Here is a 21,239-nt window from a genome sequence, read left to right on the forward strand (position 1 = left end):
GCGACTAGACATGCAAACACTGTTTGATCAGGTATTTGCAAATGGCGTGCTCCTTGTGATGTGGGGAGCACTGCTTTTTCATTTAATTTTACCTATCCCCCATGCCGCACACCCCACGACCTTATGGCATAAGTTTGCTGAGCTTTTAGCAAGCAAGGTTAATAACAACCACAACTATTCCCAAAGCTTAATCTCAGGTACATTAGCTTGGGGGTTAATGGTACTGCCAACTCTGGTTATTCTCTTGGCACTGCAATCGTTGGTTTGGCAATCTCAACTGTTTGAATTGGCACTGTTATTACTCGCGATTGATTGGCGCAATAATGAAAAGCTGGCTAACCAACTGATCAAAGCACTTGGCCGAGAAGATAAAGCGGCCGCTCGTCAGTTACTGGCTCCGATTGTCAATCGTCAAACCGAATCACTTTCGTCACTTGGCCTCGGCAAAGCCGCCACAGAAACCATCATCATGGGTTACGCTCGTAACGTAGTTTGTGTGTTTTTCTGGTACGCCATTGGTGGTGGAATCGCTGCGTTAATGTATCGCCTTGTGGTCGAGTTAGCTCGAGCTTGGTCGCCAAGTCGCAAGCAATTTTCTCCGTTCGGCTCAACGGCGATCAAGATAGTCGCGATTCTCGAATTTATACCGATGCGTTTGTTTGCTTTGATGATCGTATGTGGTGATAAAGCAACGCACACATTTAAGATGATGTTAGTCCAAAGTCGCTCTTGGCCACTACCCGGCCCAGCCTGGTTGATCACGGCTGTTGGCAACAAGCTTGAACTATCATTGGGTGGCCCTGCGATTTACGACAACACTAAAGCCATTCGCGCAAAATTAGGCGGAAGAATCGCACCGTCAGCTCTGCATCTATCTCAGGTTCAGAAACTACTCTTTGGTCGCATCGCTATCTGGATCTTTTTACAAAGCCTAGCCTTACTATTTATTCACCAAGGGATTTAGAGTGGAATCTTCAGCACTTGTTACAAGCCTTACTATTTTGTCTTCCAGCTTATGGCTGCCTTTATCATTTGCAGAAGAAGTACCACTGACTCAAGAACAAGTACAGCCGGCTCAACGCGTGGTCAGCCTTGCTCCTCATGCCACTGAACTCGCGTACAGCGCTGGTTTAGGCAACAACCTTGTTGCCGTAAGTGAACGAAGTGATTACCCACCACAAGCCGATAAGCTTGAAAAAGTGGCAAACTATCAAGGTATCAAGGTTGAGAAGATCATCGCACTTCAGCCTGATTTGATTCTTGCGTGGCCAGCGGGAAACCCGCCCAGAGAGCTCGCGAAACTAGAGCAATTTGGTTTTAATATTTACTACTCCAAGACCAAAAGCCTAGACAGTATCGCAACCAATATTGAACAACTGAGCGAATACGCTAGCGATCCAAGCATTGGCGAAAATAACGCTCAGCAATACAGAGAGCAGCTCAACGCGTTGAGACTAGAATACAAAGATGCCGAGCCAGTAAACTACTTCTACCAGCTCAGTGAAAAGCCGATCATCACTGTTGCTCAAGGACACTGGCCAAGTGAGGTGTTTGAGTTTTGTGGTGGCCACAATATTTTTGAAGACAGCGCCTCTCCCTATCCGCAAGTTGGTATTGAACAAGTTGTATTAAGAAAACCGCAAGTAATCTTCACTTCTCAGCACGCGATTGAGAATGGAACCATGTGGCAAACATGGGAAGATGAGATCCCAGCTGTCGCTCAAAATCAGATTTTGTCCCTCAATTCTGACTGGATTAATCGCCCGACAACGAGAACTTTGAAAGCGATCCAACAAGTGTGCGATTTCTTTGATAGAGCTAGGCAAAATCACTAACTATTTGCTGCGTTTTTTCGTACAATTCGCCACCGACCTGTCCCTACAATTTTAACTATAAGAGCACCAGTATCATGGACTCCATGCTGCTTTATATTATCGATTTATTTGGCACTGCCATCTTTGCCGTCTCAGGCGTATTTGTCGCTGGCCGTCTTAAGATGGATCCCTTTGGCGTCGCCGTTCTAGGCAGTGTAACCGCGATTGGCGGCGGCACAATTCGTGACATGGCATTGGGTGCAACTCCCGTGTTTTGGATCACCGATACCACCTACCTTTGGGTCATCATCATCACCTGTTTGCTGACCATGATTATTGTAAGACGCCCGAAACGTCTGGCTTGGTGGATATTGCCGGTATGTGATGCGATTGGCCTAGCGGTGTTTGTTGGCATTGGTGTAGAAAAAGCACTTATCTATCAAGATTCAGCACTAGTGGCGATCATCATGGGTGTCATCACCGGCTGCGGTGGCGGTATTATCCGCGACGTACTTGCCCGTGAAGTGCCTATGATTCTAAGAAGTGAAGTCTACGCGACCGCTTGTATCATTGGTGGTACTTTCCATACCATGGCGATCAGCATGGGGCACGATTCAGAAACTGCATTTCTGGCCGGCGTGTTCTCAACACTATTGATAAGGCTTGGCGCTATTCGTTGGCATTTATCATTGCCGACCTTCGCCATCAAATAAGCTAACGTTACAAAGTGAAAGGCTCCGTAAAGGAGCCTTTCTTAATTTGAGCTCCCCAACACAATTATTATGCTCTCGCGCTACACGTGCGAGCATAGCTAAAAATACCTAACTTGGTTCAAAGCTTTAGTTTCAAGACTAGAGAATGAATGTTGTTTGAGGTAAGTTGAAACAATCATTCCCAAATTTCATGAATATAACCCAATGCTACTCGAAGGAATCGAAACTCTACTGGTATTGAGTAAAGCAAAGACCATGAGCCGCACAGGCAGTTTGCTTTATATCAGCCAATCAGCGGTCAGCAAACGGATTGCGAATTTAGAAAAGAAGCTAGGTAAAAAGCTCATTGAACCGAGTGGCCGACAGATAAAACTCACGCCAGATGCGATAGCATTAATAGAGAGTATTGGCCCGACATTCAATGAACTTCGCGGGCTTATTTATGAACAGCAAGAGTTGGAAGATACTACTCTCATCACCCTAGACAGCTCTAAGTCTCTGATAGCCGGTTATTTAGGTGAGATGATGGGCCAGTTCATCCAGCAAGATAAGTACATCACCATTACCACCAACCACACGCCGAGAATCATAGAGCGAGTGCAATCTGGTAAGGCGACCTTGGGGTTGTGTGCTGGCTTACTGCCACCGCATCATGGGTTGATGACCTTCCATCTATTTGATGAGCCGTTTTACATAGTGAGTAAGTCACCGCTAACGGAGCTTCCTCCAATGGTCATCACTAACGACATGACCAACCCTGCCAATTCTTATCAACTTTCTGTATTAGAGAAGTTTGGTATCAAACCCTTGATGGAGATGGATGCCTACACAGCAGCGGCTCAACTTGCATTGGGCGGGACTGGGCCAGCGTTAATACCGCTCTCTATCGTAAAAACACTCAATATTGAGCCTCAATATCTGTATAGCTTCACCGAATTAGCAGGCTTGATTCGGCCGATTCATATCTGTGTCAGACCAAATAGTTACCAGTCTCCACGAGTTAAAACACTGATAGAATCCATTGTTGATGCTGTTCCCAAAGCAGTTTAGACGCCATTAGCATCGACATCACGATCACAAGGGGGCGAATCCATTTTTGCCCTTTTGTCACCACCACTTTAGCGCCAAGCTGAGCGCCCATAAATCCACCGACCGCCATCACTAATCCCAACTCCCAAATAGGCAAACCAGCCAAAATAAAGAAAATTAAGGCAGCGATATTCGAGGTAAAGTTAAGTACTTTAGTACGCGCCGTAGCATCGACTAACGAGAAGTGACCAATAGCAACAAAGCAGACGGTGAAGATAGAACCTGTTCCTGGGCCAAAAAAGCCATCATAGAAACCCACGCCGCCACCAATACACAGAGCAAACATGGCCTCAGAGATCTTCTGTTTTCCTTCAGACGCTCTAGTTTGGGGGGCCAACAGGAAATAGAGAGAGATAGCGATAAGCAGCAGTGGGATAACACTGGTCAGTAGGCTCGCATCAATGTGCTGGACTAACTCAGCGCCAATTGCAGAGCCAATAAAGGTACAAAAGATAGCAAGGCGCATCTCTTTGATGCTGACGATACCGTTGCGCACGAAATACCAACTCGCAGAGAAGCTGCCAAATGAGCTTTGGAGTTTGTTAGTTGCCAATGCCTGCGTCGGTGGAACTCCAGCCGCTAGCAATGCAGGTAGAGTCAGTAACCCACCGCCGCCAGCCATTGCATCAATAAAGCCTGCTGCCGTTGCAACAACAAACAAGATAGCCAATATTTCTAGAGTGATTTCCATATACCCAACGCCTTAAAGTCCTGTGTAGCGACAAGTTACCACTCACGGCAGACGAGCAATAACGAAACACAAGATTCTAACCTATTCCAAATATTCATCATTAAGTTACCGCGGAATAACAGACATAAAAAAGCCCACTCCGAAGAGTGGGCTTTGAGCATTTATATCCGCTTATCAGCGATACACTTTAGGCGATTAAGCTTGAGAAGCTTTAACCTGAGCGTGTAGCTCTTGAACTGAAGTTACTGACGTTTTCGCGTCTGCAGTGTGCGCCATACAAGTCGCGAATGCAGCGTTTAGCGTAGTCGTGTAGTTAACTTTCTCAGCAAGTGCACCACGACGAAGAACTTTAGAATCTTCAATCGCTTGACGGCCAGCTGCAGTGTTCACGATGTACGTGTACTCGTTGTTCTTGATACGGTCAAGAATGTGAGGACGACCTTCGTGTACCTTGTTTACTAGACGTGGGTTGATGCCCGCTTCGCCAAGGATAACCGCAGTACCGTGAGTTGCGTCTAGCTGGTAACCAAGCTTAGATAGTTTAGATGCTAGGTCAACAACACGCTCTTTGTCGCCTTCGCGAACAGAAAGAAGTGCACGACCGCCTTCTGGGTAGATGTTACCACAACCCAATTCAGCTTTAGAGTATGCTTCTGCGAACGTCGCACCAACACCCATAACTTCACCAGTAGAGCGCATTTCTGGGCCTAACAGTGGGTCAACACCAGGGAACTTGTTGAATGGAAGTACAACTTCTTTCACTGAGTAGTAAGGTGGGATGATTTCTTTCGTAAAGCCTTGAGACTCTAGAGATTGACCCGCCATTACACGAGCGGCAATCTTAGCGATTGGCGCACCAGTTGCTTTAGATACGAATGGAACCGTACGTGCTGCACGAGGGTTAACCTCGATTAGGTACACTTCATTGTTCTTAACAGCAAACTGCGTGTTCATCAGACCACGAACACCCAACTCGAACGCTAGCTTTTCAACTTGCTCGCGCATTACGTCTTGGATTTCTTGGCTTAGCGTGTATGCAGGAAGAGAACATGCTGAGTCACCAGAGTGAACACCCGCTTGCTCGATGTGCTCCATAATACCGCCGATTACAACGCGCTCACCGTCACAAATCGCATCTACGTCTACTTCAACAGCGTCATCTAGGAAGCTATCAAGTAGTACTGGAGATTCGTTTGATACGCTAACTGCTTCGTTGAAGTAGCGACGTAGGTCTTGCTCGTCGTATACGATTTCCATCGCACGACCACCAAGTACGTAAGAAGGACGTACAACCAGTGGGAAGCCGATTTCACGAGATTTCTCTACCGCTTGCTCCATTGTTGTTACTGTCGCGTTTTCTGGTTGAAGTAGGCCTAGACGGTCTACAGCAACTTGGAAACGCTCACGGTCTTCTGCACGGTCGATTGCGTCTGGGCTAGTACCGATGATTGGTACGCCAGCAGCTTCAAGAGCACGTGCCAGTTTAAGTGGCGTTTGACCACCGTACTGAACGATAACGCCTTTTGGCTTCTCAACACGAGCGATTGCTAGTACGTCTTCCAGAGTTACTGGTTCGAAGTACAGACGGTCAGACGTATCGTAGTCTGTAGAAACTGTCTCAGGGTTACAGTTAACCATGATAGTTTCGTAGCCATCTTCACGTAGCGCTAGTGATGCGTGTACACAACAGTAGTCAAATTCAATGCCTTGGCCGATACGGTTTGGACCGCCGCCTAGAATCATGATTTTTTCTTTGTCTGTTGGGTTTGCTTCACACTCGTCATCGTAAGATGAGTACATGTAAGCCGTATCTGAAGAGAACTCAGCTGCACACGTATCTACACGCTTGTATACCGGGTGGATATCGTATTGGTCACGTAGACGACGGATTTCGCTTTCCGCTACACCTAGAATCTTAGATAGGCGCGCATCAGCAAAACCTTTACGCTTAAGCTTGTTTAGCTCGTCTTTATTTAGACCAGCAAAGCCTTTCGCTTTAAGTTCTTGCTCTAGCTTAACGATGTCTTCGATTTGAACTAGGAACCAACGGTCGATTTGCGTTAGGTTGAATACACCATCTACCGACATACCAGCACGGAATGCGTCAGCGATGTACCAAATACGCTCTGCGCCAGCTTCTTTAAGTTCGTGACGGATAGTCGTTAGAGCATCTGGTGCGTCTAGGTCTACCATTTCGTCAAAACCAGTCGCGCCAACTTCTAGGCCGCGAAGTGCTTTTTGTAGAGATTCTTGTTGGTTACGGCCGATAGCCATAACTTCACCAACCGACTTCATTTGCGTCGTTAGGCGGTCGTTAGCACCTGCAAACTTCTCGAAGTTAAAACGAGGAATCTTAGTTACTACGTAGTCGATTGTTGGTTCGAATGATGCTGGAGTTGCGCCGCCAGTGATGTCATTCATTAGCTCGTCTAGCGTGAAACCAACAGCCAGTTTCGCTGCAATCTTAGCGATTGGGAAACCTGTTGCTTTAGATGCTAGTGCAGAAGAGCGAGATACACGTGGGTTCATTTCGATGATAACCATACGGCCATCTTTCGGGTTGATACCAAACTGTACGTTTGAACCACCTGTTTCAACACCAATCTCACGCAGTACTGCTAGAGATGCGTTACGCATTAGTTGGTATTCTTTATCTGTCAGCGTTTGAGCTGGAGCCACAGTGATTGAGTCACCTGTGTGAATACCCATTGGGTCGAAGTTTTCAATCGCACATACGATGATGCAGTTGTCGTTTTTGTCACGAACCACTTCCATCTCGTACTCTTTCCAACCGATAAGTGATTCATCGATAAGAAGTTCATTAGTTGGAGATAGATCCAAACCACGACGACAGATTTCTTCAAATTCTTCTTTGTTGTAAGCGATACCGCCACCAGTACCACCCATCGTGAACGATGGACGAATGATACAAGGGAAGCCAACCATGTCTAAAACTTTGTAAGCTTCTTCCATCGTTTTCGCTGTATCAGCAGTTGGACACTCAAGGCCAATTGCTTTCATTGCTTTATCGAAGCGTGAACGGTCTTCTGCTTTATCGATAGCGTCAGCCGTTGCACCAATCATTTCAACACCGAACTCTTCAAGAACGCCGTGCTTTTCTAGGTCTAGAGCACAGTTCAATGCAGTTTGGCCACCCATAGTAGGTAGAACTGCATCAGGCTTCTCTTTAGCGATGATGTTACGCACAACTTCCCATTGGATAGGCTCGATGTAAGTTGCATCTGCCATGTCTGGGTCAGTCATGATTGTCGCTGGGTTCGAGTTTACAAGAATAACTCGGTAACCTTCTTCGCGAAGCGCTTTACAAGCTTGAGCACCAGAGTAATCGAACTCACATGCTTGGCCGATAACGATCGGGCCAGCACCTAGAATAAGAATACTTTTAATGTCAGTACGTTTTGGCATTGTCTACTACTCCGAATTACGCTGTGTGCTGTTTGATTAGTTCAATAAAGTGGTCGAATAACGGCGCTGCGTCTTCTGGACCTGGGCTTGCTTCAGGGTGACCTTGGAAGCTGAATGCTGGTTTGTCTGTACGGTGAATACCTTGTAGAGAACCATCAAATAGTGATTTGTGCGTTGCACGTAGTGTCTCTGGAAGGGTTTCTTCGTCAGCAGCAAAGCCGTGGTTTTGCGAAGTAATCATCACAACATCACGATCTAAATCTTTAACCGGGTGGTTTGCGCCGTGGTGACCAAACTTCATCTTCACTGTCTTAGCGCCTGACGCAAGAGCAAGAATCTGGTGACCTAGACAGATACCGAAGATTGGTAAGCCTTTTTCTAGGAACACTTTTGTCGCTTCAATTGCGTAAGTACATGGTTCTGGGTCACCAGGGCCATTTGAAAGGAAAACACCGTCTGGGTTCAGAGCAAGTACTTCTTCAGCTGAAGTCTCAGCAGGAACAACCGTTAGGCGGCAGCCGCGGTCAACAAGCATTCGTAGGATGTTTCGTTTTGCACCGAAGTCATAAGCAACAACGTGGTATGGCAATTCTGAGTCTGCTTTCGCTTCAGGAAGTCCACCCGTAAGCGTCCACGAACCTTGTTTCCATTGATACGCTTCTTTTGTTGTAACTTCTTTCGCAAGGTCCATACCTTTCAGGCCAGGGAATTCTTTTGCTTTAGCAAGAGCTAGAGCTTCGTCTAGGTTTCCATCGTTTACTGAAGAGCCAGCTACGATACAACCGTTCTGTGCGCCTTTTTCACGAAGAATACGCGTCAGCTTACGAGTATCGATATCAGCGATACCAACAACGTTTTGCGACTTAAGGTAATCAGAAAGGGATTGTTCATTACGGAAGTTAGAAGCGATTAGAGGGAGATCGCGAATCACAAGGCCTTGAGCGTGGATTGAAGAAGATTCTTCGTCTTCGGAATTGGTTCCGGTATTGCCAATGTGAGGGTAAGTAAGGGTAACGATTTGTTGAGAATAGGAAGGATCAGTGAGGATTTCTTGGTACCCCGTCATCGAGGTATTAAAAACGACTTCACCAACTGCAGAACCTACAGCGCCAATGGCTTCACCGTGAAATACTGTCCCATCTTCTAGGACGAGTAGTGCTGACTTCTTCAAGACAACCTCCAGAAATAAAAATGCATTAAAATTGATTTAATTTGCAAATCTACCTTCCTGCAACACCAAAAACTGCGTGTTTATGGAAATTAGACAAATTGGCGGTATTTTAGTGATCTGCGTGATAGGTGTCAACATTTAACTCAAAAGAAATTAAACATTTGTAAGGACTAATTCAATTTACCCCCTCAAAGCTCCAAAAGTTCAACTTTCATGCGCATTTAGCTCGAATATTACGATTTTCTAATTTTCACTCCTCATTTTAGCCAACCATAGAGTGATAAAAATATCAGCAACAAAACGCAATCGATAAACACCAAGAGAAAACATGACAATTTAAAGATCTAAAACAAAAAACACACTAAAGACCACATAAACAGCATAGAAATGGAGTCAAAAAGGCGATAAGAAGAAAGTAGAAGGAAGATCGGAGAAGTGAGATTACTAAGGAAAATGCACCAAATAAAGAAAGCGCCGGCAATTGCCAGCGCATAAATATCTATTTATAGGTCATTCAAACCAAGCACATCCGTCATGGTATAAAAGCCTGCTGGTTTATCATTTAACCAAACCGCGGCCTTGATTGCGCCATTAGCAAAGGTCATTCGATCAGTAGCTTTATGGGTAATTTCCACTCGTTCACCGATATCAGCAAACATAGCGGTGTGTTCACCAATAATGTCACCGGCACGAATCGTCGCGAAACCAATCTCATCTTTAGTGCGCTCGCCAGTAATACCCTCGCGTGACCATACAGCTACATCGTTCAGCTCATTGCCCATAGCACCCGCAATAGCTTCGCCCATACCAATCGCAGTACCTGACGGTGCATCGACTTTATGACGGTGATGAGCCTCAACGATCTCGACATCACAGTAATCGCCCATCACTTTAGCGGCCTTCTCTAGCAGCTTAAAGACCAGGTTCACACCAACGCTGTAGTTAGGTGCCATTACGATAGCCATCTCTTTTGAAGCAGCATCAATCACCTGCTTCTCTTCTTCAGAGAAGCCCGTTGTACCGATGATCAGTTTTTTACCGTGACGTTTACAAAGTTCAATATTCGCTAATGTGCTAACAGGGGCAGTAAAATCGACAATCACATCAAACTCTTCGATGGCTTTAGACAAATCATCGACTAAAGCAACATCAAAACGACCTTCACCGCATAACTCGCCGACATCTACGCCGACCAAAGATGACTCTGGACGCTCTGAACCAGCTCCAACACTTGCTTCTGAATTATGATGAGCGGCTTTCACCAAGTTGCGGCCCATGCGGCCCGCTGCTCCTGCAATTGCAATTCTTACCACTGCGAATATCTCCATTGTTTTGGTTACCGTTGCCACTTATCTCTTGCAGCAACGTTCAATCGATTAATCTCTTTAAACTAACAACAATCTCAAACTCAGGCTAGCAATTACGAAAACTCTTTTATTACTCGCTCTAAAATTGGCACATTTGCCTCTGGGAAGGCGTATTGATTCAATGATTCTAGGCTTACCCATTCACCTTGCTGACCTTCTTTACCATAAGGCTGCTCTTCAAAATCAGTCACGAGAATGAAATCGAACTTAAGTGACTTATCCGTGTAATCAAATTCAAGATGCTCAAACAGAGACTGCTCGGTCACCTTGATACCGACCTCTTCATCAAGCTCGCGAGTCATCGCTTGCTCAATAGTTTCGCCCTCTTCAACCTTGCCACCTGGAAATTCCCAGAAGCCACCTTTGTGCTTGTCATCTGGACGCTTAGTGATAAAGACCTGTGACTTATCTTGATTGAAGATAATACCCGCTACGATATGGATTCTTTTCATTGATGGTGTTCCTTAATAAAACGCTGAACTCACATAGTCCCTAAATACGTCATCCTCAAGAAAGAGGAACGACTGAGTTGGGGATCTAAAACTACGCGAGCCTAACTAAACAAGATTCCCTACTACGCTCACTCCTCGCTATAGGGAATGACAACTTCCTTGCGTAACAAAGTAAGCCATGAAATTTACATACAAAAAGAGCCGCCTAAGCGACTCTTTATATTCTATTTGTCAGTTTTATGAAGCTAAGTTGTAGTGTATGAGAGCAAGGCGGTGGCACGGAGCTTACGACTGTAAGTGAGTACCACCAACGCAGCTATCATGCGCTACAGCAACGATTCATTAAACTTACGCGATTTTACCGTGACACTGCTTGTACTTCTTACCGCTACCACATGGGCATGGCTCGTTACGGCCAACTTTACGCTCGTCACGCACTACCGTTTGTGGAGATGCCGCTTCAGCTTCATCGTCAGCTAGCTGGTTTTCAGCTGTTGCATGTTGCGCTTGTGCACGACGCGCCGCTTCTTCAGCTTGAGCTTGACGTTGAGCTTCCATCTTTTCAACTTCTTCTTGTTGCTGAACGCGCACTTTAGAAAGGATGGTAACAACGTCTGTTTTCAGTACATCTAGTAGGCCTTCAAACAGTTCAAACGACTCGCGCTTGTACTCTTGTTTCGGGTTCTTCTGAGCATAACCACGTAAGTGGATACCTTGACGAAGGTGATCCATCGCAGCCAAGTGCTCTTTCCAAAGGCCGTCTAGCGTTTGTAGCATCACAGATTTCTCGAAGTTACGCAGTACTTGAGCACCAACCACTTCTTCTTTCTGTTTGTACGAATCAACCGCCATAGCAAGAATACGCTCACGCAATGCTTCTTCATAAAGCTTGTCGTCTTCGTCTAGCCAACCTTGAATATCAAAGTCTAGATCGAAGTCATTCTTCAGACGATCTTGCAGACCCGCGATATCCCACATATCTTCAAGAGACTGAGGTGCGATGTATTCATCAATCACTGATGCCAATACATCTTCACGGTTGTGTTCGATCATCTCGCTGATATCGTCAGAGCTCATCAGTTCATCACGAAGCTCATAAACCACTTTACGTTGGTCATTGGCTACATCATCGTACTCAAGAAGCTGCTTACGAATATCGAAGTTACGACCTTCAACTTTACGTTGTGCTTTTTCAATTGAGCGAGAAAGCATCTTAGATTCGATCGCTTCGCCTTCGTCCATACCACTTTGGATAAGACCAGCCATACGATCCGATGTGAAGATACGTAGCAGAGAATCTTCCATTGATAGGTAGAAACGAGAAGAACCCGCATCACCTTGACGACCAGAACGACCACGTAGCTGGTTGTCGATACGGCGAGATTCATGACGCTCAGTACCAATGATGTGCAGACCACCTGACTCAAGCACTTTATCGTGGATTACTCTCCAGTCAGCTTTGATCTTCTCGATCTGCTCTTTGGTTGGATTCTCTAGCTTCTCAACTTGTGCCTGCCAGCTACCACCTAATACGATATCGGTACCACGACCAGCCATGTTAGTTGCGATAGTTACCGCACTCGGCATACCAGCTTGTGCAACGATCTCTGCTTCCATTTCGTGGAATTTAGCATTTAGAACGCTGTGCTTAATTTTTGCTTTTTTCAGTGCGTTAGACAGTAGTTCAGACTTCTCGATAGAAACCGTACCAACCAATGATGGCTGACCAGCAGCTACACGGTCTTTGATGTCTTCAATGATCGCATTGAACTTGTCTTCTTCGGTACGATAAACCACATCTGGCATATCGTTACGAACCATAGGCTTGTTGGTTGGGATAACCACTGTTTCTAGGCCGTAGATAGACTGAAATTCGAAAGCTTCTGTATCGGCTGTACCTGTCATACCTGACAGTTTTTCGTATAGACGGAAGAAGTTCTGGAATGTAATCGATGCTAGCGTCTGGTTTTCATTCTGAATCTTCACACCTTCTTTAGCTTCAACAGCTTGGTGTAAACCTTCAGACCAACGACGACCTGGCATAGTACGACCAGTATGTTCATCAACGATAACCACTTCGCCTTCTTCAGTAACGATGTAGTCGACGTCTTTCTCAAACAGTACGTGTGCACGCAGCGCTGCATTAACATGGTGCAATAGGCTGATATTAGTTGGAGAGTAAAGCGTGTCACCCTCTTCCATCAGGCCGTTTTTGACCATTAGCTCTTCTACAAATTCTTGACCGTTTTCAGTCAGGTGAACCTGTTTCGATTTCTCGTCCAAGGTGTAGTGACCTTCACCACGGTACTCTTCAGAATCTTCTTTATCTTGGCGCTCAAGGTTAGGGATCAACGTGTTAATACGCGTGTAAAGATCTGAACTATCTTCAGCTGGGCCAGAGATAATAAGTGGAGTACGAGCTTCATCGATTAAGATTGAGTCAACCTCATCGACAACAGCAAAGAAGCGCTCACGTTGAACACGATCTTCAGCACGGAAAGCCATGTTGTCACGTAGGTAATCGAAGCCAAACTCGTTGTTTGTTCCGTATAGGATATCCGCTTGGTACGCTTCTTTCTTCTCTGGTGGAGCCATGTTTGGCACGTTTACGCCAACAGTCATACCAAGGAATTCAAATAATGGGCGGTTTGTTTCCGCATCACGCTTCGCTAGGTAGTCGTTCACCGTTACTACGTGAACACCTTTGCTAGGTAGGGCGTTAAGATAAGCTGGTAGGGTTGCTGTAAGAGTCTTACCTTCACCAGTACGCATTTCTGCAATTTGGCCAGCATTTAGAACCATGCCACCAATCATTTGCACGTCAAAGTGACGCATGCCGTAAACACGCTTAGACGCTTCACGTACCGTAGCAAATGCTTCAGGTAGAAGTTGGTCTAGCGATTCACCTTTATCTAAGCGCTCACGAAACTCAACCGTTTTTGCTTTTAGCTCTTCGTCTGAAAGAGCTTCAAACGTTGGTTCGTAGTTATTAATTTCTTTTACAATTTTTCTAAGGCGGCGCAGTGTTCTGTCATTGCGACTGCCAATTACCTTTGTCAGCAGCTTAGTAATCATGTGCTTGGAATCTCTTCGTTCTCAGATCGTCCGCGATCTATTTTAAATGCCGTCAGTGTCTCTACTAGCTATGAACTAGTCTTCAGTTACTAACCAAGGATACTGAGATAAATCTAGTATCTTTGATATTGTACTTGAGAGTAGAGTTTTCAAGGCTTGAGTTAAAATTAATGCCCTTTAGTGTAAGTAATTTTCACACCAACAACCATTTATAACCCCATTTGTTTGATGTGCTTGGAACTTTTCTTTCTAATTGCTGATGGATTAGCCAGACTGCAGCTCATTGGGAGACAACTTTCGGATGTTGACGACACTGTATCTGGAAAATAGATACAAAAAAACCAGGTCAATGACCTGGTTTTCGAAATCTTATATTGCTGTAAACAACAATTACGCTAGAACCATTCCTGGCTCAGCAAATGCAACAGGAGAGCCTACTTCTTCTTCGAATGTTGCCCATTCCCAAGCTTCTGCGTCAGCAAGTACTGCACGTAGTAGTTGGTTGTTTAGGCCGTGACCTGATTTGTATGCACGGAACTCACCAATAATAGCGTGTCCACACATGTACAAGTCACCAATCGCGTCTAGTACTTTATGAGTTACGAACTCATTGTCAAAACGTAGACCTTCTTCATTAAGAATTCGGTATTCGTCCAGTACGATAGCATTATCAAAGCTACCGCCAAGTACTAGGTTTTGAGATTGTAGATACTCAATGTCGCGCATGAAGCCGAAAGTACGAGCGCGAGAAATTTCTTTCACAAAACCTTGTGAAGAGAAATCAAACAACAAACGTTGCTCATCAGATTCAATAGCTGGGTGGTTAAAGTCGATCTCAAAGTCCATACGGAAGCCGTTAAATGGAACAAATTCTGCCCACTTATCGCCATCTTCAAAACGGATAGGCTTTTTGATACGAATAAAACGCTTCGCTGCATTCAGTGTTTCTACACCCGCTTGCTGTAGCAAGTATACGAATGGGCTTGCGCTACCATCCATAATTGGGATCTCAGGTGCATCGACTTCAACAATAATGTTGTCGATGCCCATACCCGCTAAAGCTGCGTTAAGGTGTTCCACTGTAGAGATACGTACGCCTTCGTCATTAACAAGAGCTGTACATAGCATAGTGTCACGAACTGACGCTGGATCAGCTGGGAAATCTACAGGTGGATTTACATCTGTACGACGATAAACAATACCTGTATTTGCAGCTGCCGGGCGAAGAGTAAGTGTGACTTTACGACCAGAGTGGAGACCCACACCAGTTGTTTTCACAATTTCTTTCAGAGTACGTTGTCTGATCATCTGCTTGCCTCGTTATCAGTGCTACAAATCACGGTCAGTATTTACCGACCGCGAATTTTACCATTAATTCGACGATAGTCAAATTTTGGGTATTTGTTAATCAGCCTGACGTCGTAAGAATGCTGGAATATCTAAGTATCCACTCTCTTTCTCAGCCTTAGGTGCTGCACTTTGGCTAGCGCCTGTACCTGAAGAAACAGGTGACGTTGTTGGCTGCGGCTTAACTTGAGGTTTAACCTCAGTTTTTTCTTGCAATGGTTGTGCCACTTTCTCTTCCACTTTTGGTGCAGTTTGAGCTGCAACTTGTGGTTGAGGAGTTGGTGCAACCTTAGCTTTACCACCAGCAACTAATGTAATGTCTGGTTTTTTCTCTGTGCCGATACCTGTTGCTACAACAGTTACACGGATTTCATCCGTCATATCAGGGTCTAGAGAAGTACCAATCACAACTGTTGCGTTATCAGATGCGAATGCCTTAACTGTATTACCTACTGTTTCGAATTCATCTAGACGCATATCTAGGCCTGCTGTGATGTTCACAAGAACGCCACGTGCGCCAGCTAGGTCGATGTCTTCTAGTAGTGGGCTAGAAATTGCCGTTTCAGCAGCTTCTTCAGCACGGTCTTCACCTTTTGCGATACCGCTACCCATCATTGCATGACCCATCTCAGACATTACGGTGCGAACATCCGCGAAATCGACGTTAATCATACCAGGGCGAGTAATTAGCTCAGCGATACCTTGTACAGCGTTTTTAAGTACATCATTGGCACTTGCGAAAGCTTCTAGCAGAGTTACGCCGCGGCCAAGTACTTTAAGTAGCTTTTCATTTGGAATCGTAATTAATGAATCCACATGTTTAGAAAGCTCTTCAATACCTTGCTCAGCAAACGCTAAACGCTTTTTGCCTTCAAAGCTAAATGGCTTAGTTACAACAGCAACCGTCAGCACACCCAACTCTTTCGCAACTTCAGCAATAACTGGAGCAGCACCTGTACCAGTCCCACCGCCCATACCAGCTGCGATAAATACCATATCGGCGCCAGTTAGAACTTCTTTAATTCTTTCTCGATCTTCGAGAGCTGCATCACGGCCTACTTGTGGGTTTGCACCAGCGCCCAAACCTTTAGTGATATCACCACCAATTTGGATCACGCTGCTCACGCTTGTTTTACGAAGTGCTTGTGCATCAGTGTTAACACTGATGAATTCTACGCCTTCGATTGATTCACGTACCATGTGCTCAACAGCGTTACCGCCACCGCCACCAACTCCAACGACTTTAATTACTGCATCGTCAGACATTTCCATCATCGGTTCAAACATGTGTTATCTCCGTTTTTTCCTGCAACTCAGGTTAAAACTCTTTTTGTATCCAATTACGCAATTTGCCAAATAAACCAGACATAGAAGGTGCTGAACGCTTAGGTTCGCTGTAATCACCTTCATCACTGATCTGACAATCTCTTGCGTAATGAAGTAAACCAACCGCCGTAGAATGATACGGCTCTTTAACATAGTCAGTTAAGCCACTAACTTCTAACGGCTTACCAACTCGAACTTGATTGCGGAAAACACGTTCCGCACACTCTACCAATCCGTCAATTTGTGCCGCTCCACCAGTGAGAACGACGCCAGCTGCAAGGTGGTGTTTAATACCTTCATCTCGTAGCTGTAATTGAACCGTATCAATAGTTTGGTTAACGAGACCCATAAGTTCAGTGTAACGTGGTTCAATCACTTCCGACAAAGTTTGTCGTTGCAAACTTCTCGATGGGCGACCACCAACACTTGGGACGTTAACAGAGTCATCCTTGCTTACGAGTTCACTCAGAGCGCAACCATGGTTTACTTTTATCTCTTCAGCATCGCTCACTGGCGTGCCGAAAGCGAAGGCAATATCACTGGTTACTGCATTTCCTGCGTAGGAAAAGACTTCTGTGTGTCGAAGTGCGCCGCCAGTCCAAATGGAAATATCCATTGTACCCGCACCGATATCGACAACACATACTCCAAGCTCTCTCTCGTCTTCAGTAATTACCGCATTGCTTGAGGCAAGTCCTGAAAACACGATTTGTTCTACTGTGAGACCACATCGTTCAACAGCTTTAATAATGTTTCTCGCCATGTCGCTATGGCAAGAAATTAGGTGAACACTGACTTCCATTCGAACACCAGATAAGCCAAGTGGGTTCTTAATCCCTTCTTGATAATCAATGGTAAATTCTTGTGGGATCACGTGCAGAATTCTCTGCTCATCACCTATTTTAATTGATTTCGCGGTATGAATCGCTCGATCCATATCGTCTTGAGACACCTCTTCATCAGAGATAGTGCCCATGCCTTTTTCAATTCGGCTTGCGATATGTTTACCCGATAGCGAGATAAATACATTGCTGATTTGGCATTCCGCCATCAACTCTGCTTGATCAATAGCTCGCTGAACCGACTTAACTACCGACTCTAGGTCGTTTACACCACCTTTATCCATACCTCTGGATGGGCTTTGCCCAGAACCAATGATATTGATTTGACCATCAGGCAATATTTCACCAACCAGAGCTGATATGGTCGCAGTGCCTATATCAAGACCAACGATTATGTTGTCATCTGCGGTCTTAGTCATCTGTGCTCTCTTCTAACTCTTGCTCTGGAAACCAGCCTACAGCGGCTCCCGTATCATACCTGAGGTCGATGTAGCTCACTTGATTCGCTTTACTACCAAGTTCGTTGTAAAGCGAAATGAAGCGTTCAACACGCTCATCTAAAGAATCTTTACCTAGTTCTAAACGGATACCGTTATCTAGGATTATTTGCCAAGCGCGACGCTCATTGAGAACGAGAGAGGTAACGGTTAACCCTAGACTGTTAATCAAAGGGGTTATCTGTCGCCACTTTTCTATCACTTCTTGGCTGGTGCCGTCTGGGCCGTAAAGCTTAACTCTATCGCCCTTCAACAGGCCGATATCACCATTAAACACCTGACCATCGTCATTCAGCAGCATGTTACCGTTCCAGATTGCTGCCGCATGGTACTCAGTCAAAAATACTTTTATTGTGTCTGGCCACTGCTTACGAATGGAGACCACTGAAACCCAAGGTAACGCTTCTAAACTGTCTTGCAACACACCGATGTCTTGCGACATGAAGGTTCCAATGTGCTCTAGCTCGCTAAAGGCATGTTGAACATCACCAGCGGTTACGTAAGTTAAGTCGCCTTGAAGTACTATTTTGGAGAGAGGCAATCGCTGATCGTCCCACATCCAAGTTAGTGTGGTATAGAAAAGAAACCCAATGAATAGCAATACCATGACAAAAAAAGACCCGCCTAAGGCGTGTTTCTTGAGCGACGGTAAACTGAATAGGTGGCGGTTTTCGCTAAAAGTACTTTCTACCAAAGCCCGCATTCCCTGTCGTTGGTTCGCAATTCTATTCCCTATCTTCGTAATAGAGGTAAAAGCACTTACTTTAACCTATGAATTATACTGAGCAAAATCAAACTATCAAACGTTGATAATAAGATTTTTGGTCAATTTTAGGTCAATCGCAAGAAACGAGCGATCGACCACAGTATGTAGACGCTATTCTGTTACGCGTTCTGCATTTTATTAATGTCTAACTGTAACGATTCCAACTGCTTCGCCACTCGACCAACATCGCCTGCACCCTGCGTTAAAACAAGGTCACCGCCTTGAATTACGTTGGCTAAAGCCGATGGCAGCGTGTTGATATCAGCAACAAAGATGGGATCAATCTTACCACGCCCACGAATAGTTCGACTTAACGAGCGTCCGTCAGCCCCTGCAATAGGTTTCTCACCTGCAGAATAAACATCTAACAGAATAAGCACATCAACCTGCTCAAGAACGTTCGCGAAGTCATCATACAGATCGCGAGTGCGGCTATAACGGTGCGGTTGGAAGATCATCACAAGACGTTTATCAGTCCAACCACTTCGTGCAGCTTGAATGGTGACATCAACTTCGGTTGGGTGATGGCCGTAATCATCGACCAGCATTGCAACACCCTTACCCGTTTCATATTCACCAAGGTGATCGAAACGACGGCCAGTGCCTTCCGTTCCAGCCATCGCTTTTAGAATCGCTTCATCGCTGATGTCATCTTCCGTCGCAACCGCAATCGCCGCTGATGCGTTCAGTGCGTTATGGCGACCGGGAATGTTCAACGTAATATCGAGATTGGCTTTACCTTTACGAACAACCGTAAACTTGCCTTGCTGACCTTGTTGTACATAGTTTTCAATGCGGATATCAGCGTCTTCAGAGAAGCCGTAAGTAATCACTTGGCGGCTCACCTGAGGGATAAGTTCACGTACAACAGGATCATCTACACACATTACAGCCTGGCCGTAGAACGGCAGGTTGTGTAGGAAATCGATAAATGTCTGCTTTAGCGTTTCGAAATCGCCGCCGTAGGTATCCATATGATCCGCTTCAATGTTAGTTACGATACTAACCATAGGTTGCAGATGTAAAAATGAAGCATCACTCTCATCGGCTTCAGCGATAAGAATACGGCTTGAACCTAAACGTGCGTTAGTGCCAGCACTTTTAACCAAACCACCGTTTACGAAGGTTGGATCTAGGCCGGCTTCCGAGTAAATCTGTGTCACTAGCGCAGTCGTGGTTGTTTTACCGTGCGTACCTGCCACAGCAATACCGTGACGAAAACGCATCAGCTCAGCCAGCATTTCTGCACGACGAACGATCGGTGTGCGCGCTTCACGAGCTGCAATAATTTCTGGGTTTTCTTCGTTGATAGCGGTTGAAACAACCACCACACTTGCGTCGGCAACGTTACTCGCTTGGTGACCGATATAAACGGTCGCACCCTTGCTAACTAAACGATCAGTCACTGGGTTTTGAGCAATATCAGAACCCGTGATCTGGTAGCCTTCATTTAGCAAGACTTCAGCAATCCCGCTCATTCCGGCACCACCAATACCAATGAAGTGGATAGATTTAACACGGCGCATCTCTGGCACCATTGCACGGATTTGCGCTAAGTCTTGGGTATGTTCAATCGTCATCAATTCAATCTCATTATTTTGCTAAAGCTTTAATCGCTTCAGCGACGGTCACATCAGCATCAAGCTTGGCGGCTTGACGAGCTTTTGTTGCCATCATTTTTAATTCATTTCTATCAAGCTGCGCGATAGTGTTCGCTAGCTTATCAGCCGTTAGTTGAGGCTGTTCAATCATTAACGCTGCGCCACATTCAACTAAATGGTCGGCATTCAACGCTTGTTGTCTGTCTTTGTGCATAAACGGAACGAAGATAGAACCGACACCTGCCGCAGACACTTCTGATACGGTTAATGCACCTGAGCGACACACTAATAGATCTGCCCACTCATAAGCTTGCGCCACATCATCAATAAATTCAGTCACTTGAACATTACCAACAGAATGTGATTTGTATTGCTCAATAACTTGTTGTTGATTGTTCTTACCCGCTTGGTGCATCACAGTGAAGCCTTCACCAAGCTGCGCCATCGTTACTGGCAAGGTATCGTTTAGGATTTTTGCGCCCTGACTGCCGCCCATAACCAAGATGCGGATGTCACCATCACGCTCAGCCATGCGTTGCTCGGGTTCAGCTAAGGCAACCACATCTTCGCGTACTGGGTTACCCACCACTTCTGCGGTAGGGAAAGCACCAGGGAAAGCTTGGAAAACCTTTTTAGCAATCTTAGACAGCCATTGGTTGGTTAAACCTGCCACTGCATTTTGTTCATGGAGAACCACTGGAATGCCAGACAACCATGCCGCGATACCACCCGGGCCACTCACGTAGCCACCCATACCAAGTACCACATCAGGCTGCCATGCTTTGATGTGTTGCCTTGCTTGAAGTATGGCATTAATAATCTGGAACGGCGCTTTAATTAACTTGCTAATGCCTTGACCACGCAGGCCTTTCACTTTGATGAAGTCGATTTCAATGCCATGCTTTGGCACTAAATCCGCTTCCATTCTGTCTGCTGTGCCTAACCAGCGAATTTCCCAACCTTGTTGCTGAAGCTTTTTCGCTACTGCTAACCCTGGGAAAACGTGACCGCCAGTACCACCAGCCATCACTAAAAGTTTTTTGTTTTGTTTCATCACGTTAG

16 protein-coding genes are annotated in these 21,239 nt (G+C 45.5%); 4 read left to right on the forward strand and 12 right to left on the reverse strand.

Annotated features, from left to right (window positions below):
• The first annotated feature begins 10 nt into the window (after window positions 1–10).
• The 4 genes from AB4503_RS21075 to AB4503_RS21090 all read left to right on the forward strand — a co-directional run bounded on the left by AB4503_RS21075 (window position 11) and on the right by AB4503_RS21090 (window position 3,577).
• Window positions 11–964: a cobalamin biosynthesis family protein gene (locus tag AB4503_RS21075; protein ID WP_229647462.1), complete on the forward strand. Its 954-nt coding sequence runs from the start codon at window positions 11–13 to the stop codon at window positions 962–964.
• A gap of 1 nt (window position 965) precedes the next feature.
• Window positions 966–1,835: a vitamin B12 ABC transporter substrate-binding protein BtuF gene (btuF, locus tag AB4503_RS21080; protein ID WP_372115690.1), complete on the forward strand. Its 870-nt coding sequence runs from the start codon at window positions 966–968 to the stop codon at window positions 1,833–1,835.
• A gap of 74 nt (window positions 1,836–1,909) precedes the next feature.
• Window positions 1,910–2,527 carry a TRIC cation channel family protein gene (locus AB4503_RS21085; RefSeq protein WP_017062893.1) on the forward strand — a complete coding sequence of 206 codons (618 nt, stop codon included), beginning with the start codon at window positions 1,910–1,912 and terminating at the stop codon, window positions 2,525–2,527.
• A gap of 204 nt (window positions 2,528–2,731) precedes the next feature.
• Window positions 2,732–3,577 (forward strand): LysR family transcriptional regulator, encoded by an 846-nt coding sequence (locus AB4503_RS21090; RefSeq protein WP_017059296.1) that lies wholly within the window; start codon window positions 2,732–2,734, stop codon window positions 3,575–3,577.
• Here AB4503_RS21090 and AB4503_RS21095 read toward each other — a convergent pair.
• The 12 genes from AB4503_RS21095 to murG form a co-directional block, all read right to left on the reverse strand.
• A complete protein-coding gene (locus AB4503_RS21095; protein ID WP_012603222.1) occupies window positions 3,528–4,307 on the reverse strand; it encodes a TSUP family transporter in 780 nt (259 codons plus the stop codon). The genes AB4503_RS21090 and AB4503_RS21095 overlap by 50 nt on opposite strands.
• A 195-nt stretch (window positions 4,308–4,502) precedes the next feature.
• Window positions 4,503–7,733, reverse strand: a complete 3,231-nt coding sequence (carB, locus tag AB4503_RS21100; protein ID WP_017059294.1) for a carbamoyl-phosphate synthase large subunit — start codon at window positions 7,731–7,733, stop codon at window positions 4,503–4,505.
• Window positions 7,734–7,749: 16 nt separating this feature from the next.
• Complete coding sequence (carA, locus tag AB4503_RS21105) at window positions 7,750–8,904, reverse strand: glutamine-hydrolyzing carbamoyl-phosphate synthase small subunit (protein ID WP_010434758.1); 1,155 nt, start codon at window positions 8,902–8,904, stop codon at window positions 7,750–7,752.
• A gap of 503 nt (window positions 8,905–9,407) precedes the next feature.
• The gene (gene dapB / locus AB4503_RS21110; protein WP_020628676.1) at window positions 9,408–10,232 is read right to left on the reverse strand and encodes a 4-hydroxy-tetrahydrodipicolinate reductase; all 825 of its coding nucleotides are present in this window, start codon (window positions 10,230–10,232) and stop codon (window positions 9,408–9,410) included.
• Window positions 10,233–10,324: 92 nt separating this feature from the next.
• Window positions 10,325–10,723 (reverse strand): 8-oxo-dGTP diphosphatase MutT, encoded by a 399-nt coding sequence (gene mutT, locus AB4503_RS21115; RefSeq protein WP_017062897.1) that lies wholly within the window; start codon window positions 10,721–10,723, stop codon window positions 10,325–10,327.
• Between the two features lie 348 nt (window positions 10,724–11,071).
• Window positions 11,072–13,798: a preprotein translocase subunit SecA gene (gene secA, locus AB4503_RS21120; protein WP_372057793.1), complete on the reverse strand. Its 2,727-nt coding sequence runs from the start codon at window positions 13,796–13,798 to the stop codon at window positions 11,072–11,074.
• Between the two features lie 390 nt (window positions 13,799–14,188).
• Window positions 14,189–15,106, reverse strand: coding sequence for a UDP-3-O-acyl-N-acetylglucosamine deacetylase (gene lpxC / locus AB4503_RS21125; RefSeq protein ID WP_010434751.1), 918 nt, complete (start codon window positions 15,104–15,106; stop codon window positions 14,189–14,191).
• A 96-nt stretch (window positions 15,107–15,202) separates the two neighbouring features.
• A complete protein-coding gene (ftsZ, locus tag AB4503_RS21130; protein WP_017059291.1) occupies window positions 15,203–16,432 on the reverse strand; it encodes a cell division protein FtsZ in 1,230 nt (409 codons plus the stop codon).
• 31 nt (window positions 16,433–16,463) lie between these two features.
• A complete protein-coding gene (ftsA, locus tag AB4503_RS21135; protein ID WP_010434747.1) occupies window positions 16,464–17,732 on the reverse strand; it encodes a cell division protein FtsA in 1,269 nt (422 codons plus the stop codon).
• Window positions 17,725–18,417, reverse strand: a complete 693-nt coding sequence (locus AB4503_RS21140; RefSeq protein WP_017059290.1) for a cell division protein FtsQ/DivIB — start codon at window positions 18,415–18,417, stop codon at window positions 17,725–17,727. Before AB4503_RS21140 ends, ftsA begins: the two co-directional genes overlap by 8 nt.
• A gap of 278 nt (window positions 18,418–18,695) precedes the next feature.
• Window positions 18,696–20,156 carry a UDP-N-acetylmuramate--L-alanine ligase gene (murC, locus tag AB4503_RS21145; protein ID WP_171732324.1) on the reverse strand — a complete coding sequence of 487 codons (1,461 nt, stop codon included), beginning with the start codon at window positions 20,154–20,156 and terminating at the stop codon, window positions 18,696–18,698.
• Between the two features lie 13 nt (window positions 20,157–20,169).
• Window positions 20,170–21,231, reverse strand: a complete 1,062-nt coding sequence (murG, locus tag AB4503_RS21150) for an undecaprenyldiphospho-muramoylpentapeptide beta-N-acetylglucosaminyltransferase (RefSeq protein WP_017062898.1) — start codon at window positions 21,229–21,231, stop codon at window positions 20,170–20,172.
• Between the last annotated feature and the right edge of the window lie 8 nt (window positions 21,232–21,239).

Origin of the sequence: Vibrio sp. 10N.222.55.B11 (assembly GCF_041473705.1) — a bacterium.
GTDB classification, from domain to species: domain Bacteria; phylum Pseudomonadota; class Gammaproteobacteria; order Enterobacterales; family Vibrionaceae; genus Vibrio; species Vibrio crassostreae_C.